Origin of the sequence: Pseudomonas sp. HN8-3, from assembly GCF_020790195.1 — a bacterium.
GTDB lineage: Bacteria > Pseudomonadota > Gammaproteobacteria > Pseudomonadales > Pseudomonadaceae > Aquipseudomonas > Aquipseudomonas synxantha_A.
In genome coordinates, this window is record NZ_CP086206.1 from 508,071 (window position 1) to 521,799 (window position 13,729).

Here is a 13,729-nt window from a genome sequence, read left to right on the forward strand (position 1 = left end):
TAAGGTTTGGTTCATCGGCTGGCGGCTTTCCTGGGGAAACGCCAGTCATAAATGCGCGGCTAGCAGGCTCGTCTACTCGGTTATCCACCAGTGGCGATCTGACAGACCGTCGCTACATAAAAACAAAGCCAGGGCGTCACTCATATGAGCGTTAGCAATCCAACCCTGATCACGTTCGTGATCTACATCGCAGCAATGGTGCTGATCGGCTTGATGGCCTATCGCTCCACCAACAACCTTTCCGATTACATCCTCGGCGGTCGCAGCCTCGGTAGCGTGGTGACAGCTTTGTCGGCCGGTGCTTCCGACATGAGCGGCTGGTTGTTGATGGGCCTGCCGGGCGCCATCTACATGTCCGGCTTGTCGGAAAGCTGGATTGCCATCGGCCTGATCGCCGGTGCTTACCTCAACTGGTTGTTCGTGGCTGGCCGCCTGCGGGTGCAGACCGAACACAACGGCGACGCCCTGACCCTGCCGGATTACTTCTCCAGCCGCTTCGAAGATAAAAGCGGCCTGCTGCGGATCATCTCGGCAGTGGTGATCCTGGTGTTCTTCACCATCTATTGCGCCTCCGGCATTGTCGCCGGTGCCCGCCTGTTCGAAAGCACCTTCGGTATGTCCTACGAGACCGCGCTGTGGGCCGGTGCTGCGGCAACGATTGCCTACACCTTTATCGGTGGTTTCCTGGCGGTCAGCTGGACCGACACCGTACAAGCCACGCTGATGATCTTCGCGCTGATCCTGACGCCGATCATCGTGCTGCTGGCCACCGGCGGTGTGGACACCACGTTCCTGGCCATCGAAGCCAAAGACCCGACCAACTTCGACATGCTGAAAAACACCACCTTCATCGGCATCATCTCGCTGATGGGCTGGGGCCTGGGCTACTTCGGCCAGCCGCACATCCTGGCGCGTTTCATGGCGGCCGACTCGGTGAAGTCGATTGCCAACGCACGTCGCATCTCCATGACCTGGATGATCCTGTGCCTGGGCGGCACCGTGGCGGTGGGCTTCTTCGGTATCGCTTACTTCTCGGCGCATCCGGAAGTGGCTGGCCCGGTCACTGAAAACCCTGAGCGAGTGTTTATCGAACTGGCCAAAATCCTGTTCAACCCATGGGTTGCCGGTGTATTGCTGTCGGCGATCCTCGCGGCGGTGATGAGTACCTTGAGCTGCCAGTTGCTGGTGTGCTCCAGCGCCCTGACCGAAGACTTCTACAAGGCGTTCCTGCGTAAAGGCGCTTCCCAGCTTGAGCTGGTTTGGGTCGGTCGGATCATGGTGCTGGTAGTGGCCTTGATCGCCATCGCCATGGCCGCCAACCCGGAAAACCGCGTCCTGGGCCTGGTCAGCTACGCCTGGGCCGGTTTCGGCGCTGCGTTCGGCCCTGTGGTGCTGATCTCGGTGATCTGGAAAAACATGACCCGCAACGGCGCACTGGCCGGCATCCTGGTCGGCGCGATCACCGTGATCGTGTGGAAGCACTTTGAACTGCTGGGTCTGTACGAAATCATCCCAGGCTTCATCTTCGCCAGCCTGGCGATCTACTTCGTGAGCAAGATGGGCGCACCGACGGTTGGTATGGTCGAGCGTTTTGATGCTGCGGAAAAAGACTACAACCTCAACAAATAACTGCGCCGGGCGTTGAGCGCCTGTCCAGTTGAAACAAAAACGGCCCGCGTCCTTTGGATGGCGGGCCGTTTTTGTTTCGGCCAGTTCGCCTGGTTGCCTTCGAGGGTGGCTGGATGAAGGCACAGGTAGGACCTTACTGATTTGCCGGCGATACGCCCGGCCGGGCAAAAAGCTGGTGCAGAATCGGCTGCCACCCTTCGCAGAGAAACACCGGATGTTCGCTCCTGCCAACCAAAGTGCATTTACCCTGGCCCTGGATGGGGCGCCCAGTGACCTTAAGGTGTATGAGTTCAGTGGCTCCGAGGCCATCAACCAGCCTTACCGTTTCGAACTTGAGCTGGTCAGCGAGCAGCCGGATATCGACCTGGAGAGCTTGCTGCATCGTCAGGTATACCTGGGTTTCGATGACCGCGGCCATGGTGTGCATGGCCTGGTGTACCGGGTCGCCCAAGGCGATTCCGGACGGCGCCTGACACGCTACCAGCTCAGCCTGGCGCCGCACCTGGCGTATCTGGCGCACAGCAGTCATCAGCGGATTTTCCAGCATCAGACGGTGCCGCAGATCGTTGCGCAGGTGTTGGCGGGGCAGGGCATCCACAGTGACAGCTTTGAGTTCCGGCTGAGCGGTCAATACCCTGAGCGTGAGTATTGCGTGCAATTCGGTGAGACGGATCTGGCGTTCATCCAACGTCTGTGTGCCGAAGTCGGCATTCACTATCACTTTCAGCATTGCCCCGATGCTCATTTGCTGGTGTTTGGAGATGACCAGACGGTATTTGCCCAGGTCGATCAGCCCACGCCGTACCGGCCTGGGTCGGGCATGGTTGCCCAGGCGCCGGCGATCAAGCGTTTCACACTGCAATTGGCAGCCCGCACCACGGCGGTCAATCTGCGCGATTACGATTTTTGCAAACCGCACCTCGAGCTGCAAAGCACGGCGGCCGACGCGCAGTTGCCCAAGCTTGAGGCGCAGCAGTTCCCCGGCTATTTTTCCGACCGGGCCCATGGCAAATACCTCGCCCAGCGTAGCCTGGAGCGGCACCGCAGCGACTACCGCATCGCCCAGGGGCAAAGCGACGAGCCGGCCTTGGCCGGCGGCAGGTTCCTGCAATTGAGGGAGCACCCGCGCGAGGAGTGGAATGACTTATGGTTGGTCACCCAAGTCACCCACGAAGGCAAACAGCCCCAGGTGCTGGAGGAAGCGGTCACCGAGGTGGTTGGCGGGGCGTTTCGTCAGGGGTATGGCAACACCTTTGTTGCCACGCCGTGGGATGCAATCTTTCGCCCGCCCTTGCCTGAGCAGCCGCGCCCGACGATATCGGGTTACCAAAGCGCAGTGGTCACTGGCCCGGTTGGCAGTGAGATCCATTGCGACGAATACGGACGGGTAAAGGTGCAGATGGCGTGGGATCGCATCGGCGAGCACAACGATCATTCCAGTTGCTGGCTGCGGGTGGCCAGCGGCTGGGCCCATGACCGCTATGGTGTGGTGCTGATCCCCAGGGTCGGCATGGAGGTGCTGGTGGGCTTCGTCAATGGTGATTTGGACATGCCGCTGGTGGTGGGCTGCCTGCCCAATGCCGCCAGGCCAATGCCCCTCGACCTGCCGGCGGACAAGACCCGCAGTATCCTGCGTAGCCAGAGCAGCCCGGGCGGTGGAGGCTACAACGAACTGCGCATCGAAGACCGTAAGGGGGCCGAGGAAATCTACCTGCGCGCCCAGCGGGACTGGACCCAGCATGTGCTCAATGACCAACAGGTGCAGGTCGATAACCAGCGTCGTGTGCGGGTGGGCGGCGAGTCGCACCATGAGTTGCAAGGTGAAGAGCGGCGCATCACCCATGGCAACCGCCTCACTGAACTCAAGCAGGATGATCATCTGGCGGTCGGCGGTTCGCAGTACATGCGTGCCGGGCAGACCATTCAATTGGGCGCTGGGCAAAGCATCGTCATTGATGCGGGGGCCAGCGTGACGATTCAAGCGGGCGGGCAGTCGATCACGCTGTCGGCGGGCGGGATATTCAGCAGTGTGCCAATCCAGCCAGGCGGCGCGCCTGTTCCGGCGGCGCCGCCGTTAATGCCGGGGGTGAAGGAAACATTGTTGGCCGTTATTCCCGCGCCGCTAAGCCCTGCGCAAGTGGCCAGCCTCAAGCGCAGTGCGCCGTTTTGCGAAGAGTGTGAGCGCTGCAAAAACGGGCAGTGCGATATCAGCGCCCACGCACGGAGTTTCCCCTGATGGCCTCACCCTTGACGCCCCGCGCCTGGCTGGCCCAAAAACCGTTGCAGCCTGATGAGCAGCTATACGTCGTCATGGGCAACACCAGCGAGGCCAAGCCGTTTGCAGCCTGGCAAACCATAGCGGTCGCACCACCGCCGCAACCGGTGTGGGCGGGCACGCCCTATGCCGATTGGAATGAGGTGATGCCTTATGTTGGCGTTGTCGAGCCTGGCAGTGCTTTTCTCGACTGGGTAGCCACCACCCAGGCCTTGGACTGGGGCTGGCTGGCGGTGTCTTCGTGCCCGTTGGAGGTTGTGATCGATCACTTGAAGGGTTTGACCCAGGTGTACCTGCCTGAAGATCAGCCGGTATTTTTGCGCTTCTGGGATGGCGCGCAGTTTTTGCCGATGTTGCAGCAGTTGGGTGACGATGCCGCCACTGTGCTGCCCGTATTCCAGCGTTACTTAATCAATGGACAGTCGTTGGCAGTCTCGCCCCGCCAGGTGGCTGCGGCCAAACCCAGCCCTTGGTGGCGAGTGCCGGCGCCATTGTTGGCAAGCCTGGCGCAACACTCGCCCCAGGTGCTGATCTACAACCTGTTGCAATGGCTCCAGGAGCAGCGTCCCGACTTATACACTGCGTTTACACCCACGATCCTGCAGCACAAGGTCGCCTACTTCGCACGCAGGCCGGATATCGGCCATGCCGAGGTGGCGGACTACCTTGGCGTACAACTGAGTTAAACCCATGAGGCTCGCGTGATATCCGTACCGCCCGCCATGCGGCCCTGCACCTTTGCACCGGTAGAAGGTAAACTTCGCCCCCTGCGCAGGAGCAACCATGAATTATCGTCACGCCTTTCACGCCGGCAACCATGCCGATGTCTTCAAACACCTGACCTTGACCCGCCTCATCGCCCTGATGTCGCGCAAGGAGCAGCCGTTCGCCTACCTCGACACCCATGCCGGCATTGGCCTGTACGACTTGCAGGGCGACCAGGCCAACCGCACCGGTGAATACCTGGAAGGCATCGCTCGCCTGTGGGGCGCAAGCGACCTGCCGCCGCTCACCGCGGACTACATGCGCGTGCTGCACGAGATGAACCCGGACGGCCAGTTGCGCTACTACCCGGGCTCGCCGGAGCTGGCGCGACGCCTCACGCGTCCCCAGGACCGTGTGCTGCTCAACGAGAAGCACCCCGAAGATGGCGTGCTGCTCAAGGACAATATGAAGGGTGATCGCCGGGTCAAAGTGCATCTGGGCGAAGGCTGGCATGTGCCGCGTGCCCTGTTGCCGGTGCCGGAAAAACGCGCGTTGATGCTGATCGATCCGCCGTTCGAGAAGCTCGACGAAATGCAGCGTTGTGCGGCGTCCCTCAAGGAAGCCGTCAGCCGCATGCGCCAGACGGTCGCGGCGATCTGGTACCCGGTGAAGGACCAGCGCATGTTGCGCCGCTTCTACCAGGACCTGGCCGGTACCGGTGCGCCGAAGTTGCTGCGGGTGGAACTGCTGGTGCATCCACTGGACACGCCCAACACCCTGACCGGCTCGGGCCTGGCGATTGCCAACCCGCCGTGGGGTCTGGAAGAGGAGTTGCGTGAGTTGCTGCCGTGGGTGTCCAAGAAACTTGGGCAGACCCAGGGTGGGTGGCAGATGGATTGGCTTATCGCTGAATAGTCAGCGCTCAGGCCACACACAAAACTAAATGTGGGAGGGGGCTTGCTCCCGATTGCTGAGTGTCAGTCAGTACTTCTGTAACTGACACACCGCAATCGGGAGCAAGCCCCCTCCCACATTTGGTTCTATGTTGACCTTAGATCGGGCAGGTCACGCCTGTGCCGCCGATCCCGCAATACCCCTGCGGATTCTTCGCCAGGTACTGCTGGTGATACGCCTCGGCAAAGTACACCGTCGGTGCTTCTTCGATTTCCGTGGTGATCTCACCCAGGCCGGCCTTGTTCAGCTCTTGCTGATAAGCCTCGGCACTGGTTTTGGCCGCCGCCAATTGTTCAGGCGTGGTGGCATAAATCACCGAGCGGTACTGGCTGCCAATATCGTTGCCCTGGCGCATGCCCTGGGTCGGGTTGTGCAATTCCCAGAACATCTTCAGCAAGTCTTCGTACTTGAGCTTGGCCTGGTCATACACCACCAGTACCACTTCGCTATGGCCGGTCAGGCCTGAGCAGACTTCTTCGTAGGTCGGGTTCGGCGTGTAGCCGCCGGCGTAGCCGACCACCGTGCTGACCACGCCGTCGCGTTCCCAGAATTTACGTTCAGCGCCCCAGAAACAACCCAGGCCGAAGATCGCAAAACCGACGTCATCAATAAACGGACCCAGCAGCGGGTTGCCGTTGACGAAGTGCGTTTCCGGCAGCTTCATCGGGGTTTCACGGCCAGGCAAAGCTTGTTCTTGAGTAGGCAGCACGTTTTTGTTCACCAGAATTTCCGAGCGCAAGACCATGATCAGTCCTCTCGTCAGGTTGAGTAACAGTAAATTGTCAGACAGTCAGTGTGCCCGAGTGTTACAGCGCTGTCAGGCGATTGGCCCGCGCGGGTAGCGTTTAAGCATTGTCAGCAGCTCTGCACCGGGGATCGGTCGGTCGAACAGGTAGCCCTGGCCGACATCGCAGCGGTGTCTGCGCAGGAACGCCAACTGTTCGGCTGTCTCGATGCCTTCGGCCACCACCTTGAGCTTGAGGTTGTGAGCCATGGCGATCACTGCCGAGGTGATTTCCATGTCGTCCTGGTTATCCGGGATCTCGTGGATAAAGCTGCGATCAATCTTAATGATGTCGATGGGGAATTTTTTCAAGTAGCTCAGCGACGAGTAACCGGTGCCGAAATCGTCCATGGCCAGGGTCAGGCCAAAGCTTTTCAACTGGTCCAGTTGCAGGCGCGTGTCTTCGGTGGCTTCCAGCAGCAAACCCTCGGTCAGCTCCAGCTCCAGCAGGTTGGCCGGTAGCTGTTCTTCCTTGAGGATGGTGGCAATCGAGGTCACCAGGTCCGGATCGGAAAATTGCTTGGGCGACAGGTTGATCGCCACCTGCAAATTGCCCATGCCGGCGGCGCTCAACTGCCTGCTCATGCGGCACGCCTGGCGGGCGATCCATTTGCCGATCGGAATGATCAACCCGGTCTCTTCGGCCACGCTGATGAACTGGTCGGGGCGGATCATGCCCTTTTCCGGGTGGTTCCAGCGCAACAGCGCTTCCATGCCCAGCAGACGGCCGCTGCGCAGGCACAGTTTGGGCTGGTAGAACACGTCCAGCTCGTTCTGGGTCAGGGCGCGACGCAGGTTGTTTTCCACGAACAGCTTGTAGCTGGCTTCGGCATTCAACGCTTCGGTAAACACTTGCACCTGGTGTTTGCCGTTGGCCTTGGCCTTGTGCAGCGCCAGCCCTGCGTTACGCATCAGCGTCTGCGGGTCGCGGCCATGCAGCGGCGCGCAGGCCAGGCCCACGGAGCCGGTGACGCTGATCAACTGGTTGTCGACGAACATCGGCTTGTCGAGCGTGGCCAGCAACTGGCTGGCGACCTGCTGGCCGGTCTCCAGGTCGGAATCATCCAACAGCACTGCGAACTCGTTACTGGCAAAGCGTGCCAGGCTGCCACCGCTGCTCAAGCTATTGCGCAAACGGCGGGCCAGGCTGATCAGCAACTTGTCGCCGGTCTGGTGGCCGAGGCTGTCGTTGATGCGCTTGAAGTTGTCGATGTCCACCAGCAGCAGGCTGATCGGGCTGTCGCTGTCGCGGGCAAAGCGTTCGTCGAGGTTACGGATGAACGCCGGTCGGTTGCCCAGGTTGGTCAGGTTGTCGGTGTAGGCCAGGCGCTCGATGCGCTGTTGCGCCAGCTTGGTCTGGGTGATGTCTTCGTAGATGCCGATGTAGTGGGTCAGCTCGCGGTTATCGCCATACACCTTGGAAATCGACAACTGGCCCCAGTAGGGCTCCAGGTTCTTGCGCCGGCTTTTGAACTCGCCTTGCCAGCTGTTGCTTTTGGCCAGGGCCGACGGCGCGTCGAACAGCAACTCACTGAGATTTTCCAGGGCCGGCAGTTGCGCCAGGCGATGGCCGTGGACTTCTTCCGCGCTGTATTGGGTAATTGCGGTGAAGCTGGGGTTGACGTACTCCACCACGCCGTCGCAATTGACCAGCAGAAAGGCATTGGCGCTTTGCTCCACAGCACGCTGGAACAGGTGCAGGGCGCTGGTGGCGGTACGGCGGTTGTGGTTGTTGATGACTTGCGCGAACTGGTCTGCCAGCTCGCCGGCAAACGCGATTTCATCGGACTGCCAGGCACGTGAACTGCCGCTTTGTTCCAGGCACAGCACGCCGACGACCTGGCCGTCGACACGAATACTGGCGTCGAGCATCGCGTGGATATCGTTGGCGCGCAGGCTTTCGGCCATTTCCCGGGTGCGCGGGTCACGTTGGGCATGAGTGGCGTCGATGGCGCGGCTGGAGTGCAGGGCTTCCAGATAATCCGGGAAACCGCTGGCGTCGATGGCTTGGGGCAGGCGGTGCTGTTGGTCGGCGCGGTGGTACGCCGAGATAGGCACCAGATGTTGGCCTTCGAGGTGCCAGATGCTGGCGCAGTCGATCTGGTAAATGTCGCACGCGCTACGGGTGATCAGCTCAGCGGCTTCTTGCAGCGAATTGGGCGTGGTGTAGCGCTGTCGGGCCAGCAGCAGGATCAGCTCCTGCTGGGCGCGCACCCGTTCCAGGTGTTGCAACTGTTCCTGCTGCGCACGCTGGTTGAGCTCCAGGGCGATCTGCAGGCGGCTGTTCTGGTTTTCCAGGTCAGCGGTCGGGGCGGGCGCGGTGGTATCGCTGAACAGCCCGTCGACCACCATCAGGTAGCCGCGCAGCAGATGGCGGTTGTGTTGTTTGTAGGCCTCGCCCATTTCCAGCAGGCTCATCGGGCCGTCATGGGTGTGTAGGGTATAGCGCACCAGGTAATGGGGGCTGTGGGTCAGTTGCTGCTGGATTGCGTCGTGCAGCTGATAGCGGGCCTGGGGCTCCATCAGGCTGGCGTAGGGCGTGCCGATCAGCGCACAGAGTTCCACCGCTGGCAGGCCGAACTGGCGCTCGCAATTGGGATCGAGGTACAGCAGGGCCCAGCTTGCCTCATTAAGCCGCTCGAAACGCAGCATACCGAGGCGCGAAGGCACCGGTAATTGCGTCACTACCTCGGCCGCCATACGGGCGACATCGGGTTGGCTTTTCATGGGGAAACTCGCTTGGGAAAATGCGCGTGGCGCCCGGCTCACGCCCTCTTTACTGTCGCCTACGGCAAGGTTGCATCATGCGGCACGCACTGACAAGAGAGGATGAAGGCTAAGTGCTATAAGGCAGTTATCGGCCGTGCGGGGGATTTCTGCAATCGAAGTGACAGAAGGTGTACAAACCTGTTCTGTGCGTACACCGAGCGCACAAAAAAAGCCCCGCCAAGTGGCGGGGTTGAGGTACGAGCGTGGCGCTCGGAAATCGGTGCGGCAAGGGCCTTCCCCGTAAAGGGAAGGCTCTGCGGCTTACAGCAGGATGGTGCGGATGTCGTTCAGCAACTGGCTCAGGCGCTGGGTGAAGCGTGCAGCGGCGGCGCCGTTGATCACACGGTGATCGTAGGACAGCGACAGTGGCAGCATCAGCTTGGGCTGGAACGCTTTACCGTCCCACACAGGCTGGATGGTGGCCTTGGAAACACCCAGGATCGCCACTTCCGGCGCGTTGACGATTGGCGTGAAGCCAGTGCCGCCAATGTGCCCGAGGCTGGAGATAGTGAAGCAGGCGCCCTGCATGTCATCCGGGGTGAGCTTCTTGTCGCGGGCCTTGGCAGCCAGCGCAGCCGCTTCGCCAGCGAGTTGCAGCAGGCTCTTCTGGTCGACGTTCTTGATGACCGGTACCAGCAGGCCATCCGGAGTGTCGACGGCAAAGCCGATGTTGACGTACTTCTTGCGAATGATCGCCTTGCCGCTTGGCGCCAGCGAGCTGTTGAAGTCCGGCAGTTCCTTGAGCAGGTGCGCGCAGGCCTTGAGCAGCAGTGGCAGCACGGTCAGCTTCACGCCGGCCTTCTCGGCCACGGCTTTCTGCGCAACGCGGAAAGCTTCCAGGTCGGTGATGTCGGCCTGGTCGAACTGAGTCACATGCGGGATGTTCAGCCAGCTGGCATGCAGGCCGGCCGCGCCGATTTGCATCAGGCGGGTCATCGGCACTTCTTCGGTTTCGCCGAAGCGGCTGAAATCCACGGTACGGATCGGCGGAATGCCCGAGCCGCCCGTCGCGCCGGCAGCCGGTGCTTCCTTGGCCTTTTGCATCATGGCTTTGACGTAAGCCTGCACGTCTTCCTTCAGCACACGACCGTGCGGGCCGCTGGCCGAGACGGCGCTCAGCTCGACGCCGAACTCGCGGGCCAACTGACGCACGGCAGGGCCGGCGTGCACCTTGGCACCGCTTGGCGCAGGTGCGGCAGCCGCAGGGGCCGGTGTGGCCTCGGCTTTTGCAGCAGGTGCCGGGGCAGCAGCGGCCGGAGCGGCTTCAGGCTTGGCAGCCGGAGCAGCCGCCGGTGCTGGAGCGGCGGCCGGGGCAGCGCCTTGTACTTTCAGCTTGAGGATGAAGTCACCGGTGCCGACTTCGTCTTCCAGCTTGACCGCGATGCTTTCCACTACGCCGGCAGCCGGCGAAGGGATTTCCATGGAGGCCTTGTCGGACTCCAGGGTGATCAGCGACTGATCGGCTTCGACGGTGTCGCCGACCTTGACCAGCAGCTCGATGATCTTGGCCTTGCCCGACGAGCCGATGTCCGGGACGTGAATGTCCTGGACGGTGGCGGCGGCAGGTGCAGCAGCCGGGGCCGCTGGGGCCTCGGCAGCAGGTTTTTCAGCGGCAGGCGCAGGTTCAGCAGCGGCAGCCGGAGCCGCCGCAGGGGCTGCATCAGCGGCGCCTTCGATTTCCAGTTCCAGCAGTTCGTCGCCTTCTTTCAGGCGGTCGCCCAGCTTGACCTTCAGGCTCTTGACCACGCCGGCCTTGGGAGCAGGAATTTCCATGCTCGCCTTGTCCGACTCCAGGGTCAGGATGCTCTGGTCGGCTTCGACGGTGTCGCCGACCTTCACAAACAGCTCGATTACTTCACCTTCACCGCTGCCGATGTCAGGTACGCGAATGAGTTCGCTCACAAAAAATCTCCTCAGCAGTCCAGTGGGTTGCGTTTTTCCGGGTTGATCCCGAACTTGACGATGGCGTCAGCCACCACCTTGGGTTCGATCTCACCACGGTCAGCCAAGGCTTCCAGGGCTGCCAACACCACGAAGTGACGGTCGACTTCGAAGAAGTGACGCAGCTTCTTGCGGCTGTCACTGCGGCCGAAACCATCGGTGCCCAGGACTTTGAATTCCTTGGACGGGACCCACTGGCGAATTTGTTCAGCAAACAGTTTCATGTAGTCGGTAGAGGCAATGACTGGACCTTTACGGCCGGCCAGGCACTCTTCGACGTAGCTCTTGGCTGGCTTCTGGCCAGGGTGCAGACGGTTGCTGCGCTCTACGGCCAGGCCGTCGCGACGCAGTTCGTTGAAGCTGGTCACGCTCCACACGTCGGCGCCGACGTTGAATTCGTCACGCAGGATCTTCGCCGCTTCACGCACTTCGCGCAGGATGGTGCCGGAGCCCATCAGCTGTACGTGGTGCGCCGCTTCCTTGGTGTCTTCTTCGAGCAGGTACATGCCCTTGATGATGCCTTCTTCCACACCGGCCGGCATGGCTGGCTGCTGGTAGGACTCGTTCATCACGGTGATGTAGTAGAAAACGTCCTGCTGCTCTTCGGTCATCTTCTTCATGCCGTCCTGGATGATCACCGCCAGCTCATAGCCGTAGGTTGGATCAAAGGTGCGGCAGTTCGGGATGGTGGCAGCCAGGATGTGGCTGTGACCGTCTTCGTGTTGCAGGCCTTCGCCGTTCAGCGTGGTGCGCCCGGCGGTACCGCCGATCAGGAAGCCACGGGTACGGCTGTCGCCTGCTGCCCAAGCCAGGTCGCCAATACGCTGGAAGCCGAACATCGAATAGAAGATGTAGAACGGCAGCATCGGCTGGTTGTGGCTGGAGTACGAAGTACCGGCAGCGATGAAGGAGCTCATGGCACCCGCTTCGTTGATGCCTTCTTCGAGGATCTGGCCCTTCTTGTCTTCCTTGTAGAACATCACCTGGTCTTTATCGACTGGCTCGTAGAGCTGGCCGACGGAGGAGTAGATGCCCAACTGGCGGAACATGCCTTCCATACCAAAGGTACGGGCTTCGTCCGGGATGATCGGGACGATGCGCGGGCCGATGTCCTTGTCCTTGACCAATTGCGCGAGGATGCGCACGAAGGCCATGGTGGTGGAGATTTCACGGTCGCCCGAGCCGTCAAGGATGGCCTTGAGGGTGCTCAGGTCCGGCGTCGGTACGCTGAAGCTGTTGGCGCGGCGCTGTGGCACGAAGCCACCCAGTGCGCTGCGGCGCTCGCTCAGGTAGCGGGCCTCGGCGCTGTTTGGCTCAGGCTTGAAGAACGGCAGGTTCTCCAGCTCTTCGTCCTTGACCGGAATGTCGAAGCGGTCGCGGAACAACTTCAGGCTGTCGACATCGACTTTCTTGGTGTTGTGCGCGGTGTTCTTCGCTTCGCCGGCACCGGTGCCATAACCCTTGATGGTCTTGGCCAGGATGACGGTCGGTTGTTCTTTGTGGTTGACCGCTTCGTGGTACGCCGCGTAGACCTTGTACGGGTCGTGGCCGCCACGGTTGAGCTTCCAGATTTCGTCGTCGGACAGGTCGGCAACCATCGCCTTGAGTTCAGGCGTGTTGAAGAAGTGTTCGCGAACGAACGCGCCGTCTTTGGCCTTGTAGTTCTGGTACTCGCCGTCGATGACTTCGTCCATGCGACGTTGCAGGATGCCGTCGACGTCCTTGGCCAGCAGTGGGTCCCAGAAACGGCCCCAGATGACCTTGGTCACGTTCCACTGAGCACCACGGAACACGCCTTCGAGTTCCTGGATTATCTTGCCGTTGCCGCGAACCGGGCCGTCGAGGCGCTGCAGGTTGCAGTTGATGACGAAGATCAGGTTGTCGAGCTTCTCGCGGCCGGCCAGGGAAATGGCCCCCAGGGATTCCGGCTCGTCGCACTCGCCGTCGCCCAGGAAGCACCAGACTTTCTGCTTGCCTTCCGGGATGAAGCCACGGGCTTCCAGGTACTTCATGAAGCGTGCCTGGTAGATCGCCTGGATCGGGCCCAGACCCATGGAAACGGTCGGGAACTGCCAGAAATCAGGCATCAGCCAAGGGTGCGGGTAGGACGACAGGCCCTGACCGTCGACTTCCTGGCGGAAGTTGTTCATTTGTTCTTCGCTGATGCGACCTTCCATGAACGCACGGGCGTAGACGCCTGGCGAGGTGTGGCCCTGGAAGTAGATCAGGTCGCCGCCGTGTTCGTCGGTCGGGGCCTGGAAGAAGTAGTTGAAGCCGATGTCATACAGGGTGGCGCTGGAAGCGAAGCTGGAAATGTGACCGCCCAGGTCCGAATCTTTCAAGTTCGTGCGCATTACCATCGCCATGGCGTTCCAACGTACCAGCGAGCGAATGCGGCGTTCCATGAACAGGTCGCCAGGCATGCGTGCTTCGTGGGTAACGGGGATGGTGTTGCGGTATGGCGTAGTGATGGCGTAAGGCAGTTGCGAGCCGCTGCGGGTCGCGAGTTCGCCCATACGGGTCATCAGGTAGTGAGCACGGTCTTCGCCTTCTTTGTCGAGAACCGATTCCAGGGCGTCCAGCCATTCCTGGGTTTCGACGGGATCGAGGTCTTGCATGGCTTGCTCCAGGGCGGAAAGGCTACCAGAATCGGTTGCCTGAAGTTTGCGACT

General features: G+C 61.1%; 8 protein-coding genes. 4 read left to right on the forward strand and 4 right to left on the reverse strand.

Translation table 11 applies throughout. The features are described from left to right. The first annotated feature begins 144 nt into the window (after positions 1–144). The 4 genes from putP to LJX92_RS02245 all read left to right on the forward strand — a co-directional run bounded on the left by putP (position 145) and on the right by LJX92_RS02245 (position 5,524). Positions 145–1,629: a sodium/proline symporter PutP gene (gene putP / locus LJX92_RS02230; protein WP_005784119.1), complete on the forward strand. Its 1,485-nt coding sequence runs from the start codon at positions 145–147 to the stop codon at positions 1,627–1,629. A 214-nt stretch (positions 1,630–1,843) separates the two neighbouring features. After that, positions 1,844–3,865, forward strand: a complete 2,022-nt coding sequence (locus LJX92_RS02235) for a type VI secretion system tip protein VgrG (RefSeq protein WP_228309267.1) — start codon at positions 1,844–1,846, stop codon at positions 3,863–3,865. Next, on the forward strand, positions 3,865–4,590 hold the full coding sequence (locus LJX92_RS02240) for a DUF4123 domain-containing protein (RefSeq protein WP_228309268.1): 726 nt from the start codon (positions 3,865–3,867) through the stop codon (positions 4,588–4,590). Before LJX92_RS02235 ends, LJX92_RS02240 begins: the two co-directional genes overlap by 1 nt. A 97-nt stretch (positions 4,591–4,687) precedes the next feature. Further along, positions 4,688–5,524 (forward strand): 23S rRNA (adenine(2030)-N(6))-methyltransferase RlmJ, encoded by an 837-nt coding sequence (locus LJX92_RS02245; protein WP_032878270.1) that lies wholly within the window; start codon positions 4,688–4,690, stop codon positions 5,522–5,524. A 136-nt stretch (positions 5,525–5,660) separates the two neighbouring features. On the opposite strand, the gene msrA is transcribed toward LJX92_RS02245, so the two are convergent. The 4 genes from msrA to aceE form a co-directional block, all read right to left on the reverse strand. After that, on the reverse strand, positions 5,661–6,308 hold the full coding sequence (msrA, locus tag LJX92_RS02250) for a peptide-methionine (S)-S-oxide reductase MsrA (protein ID WP_032878269.1): 648 nt from the start codon (positions 6,306–6,308) through the stop codon (positions 5,661–5,663). A 72-nt stretch (positions 6,309–6,380) separates the two neighbouring features. Continuing rightward, positions 6,381–9,074, reverse strand: coding sequence for a putative bifunctional diguanylate cyclase/phosphodiesterase (locus LJX92_RS02255; protein WP_032878268.1), 2,694 nt, complete (start codon positions 9,072–9,074; stop codon positions 6,381–6,383). A 303-nt stretch (positions 9,075–9,377) separates the two neighbouring features. Then, a complete protein-coding gene (gene aceF, locus LJX92_RS02260; RefSeq protein ID WP_223017958.1) occupies positions 9,378–11,018 on the reverse strand; it encodes a dihydrolipoyllysine-residue acetyltransferase in 1,641 nt (546 codons plus the stop codon). Between the two features lie 11 nt (positions 11,019–11,029). Next, positions 11,030–13,675 (reverse strand): pyruvate dehydrogenase (acetyl-transferring), homodimeric type, encoded by a 2,646-nt coding sequence (aceE, locus tag LJX92_RS02265; protein ID WP_003187985.1) that lies wholly within the window; start codon positions 13,673–13,675, stop codon positions 11,030–11,032. Positions 13,676–13,729: the final 54 nt, after the last annotated feature.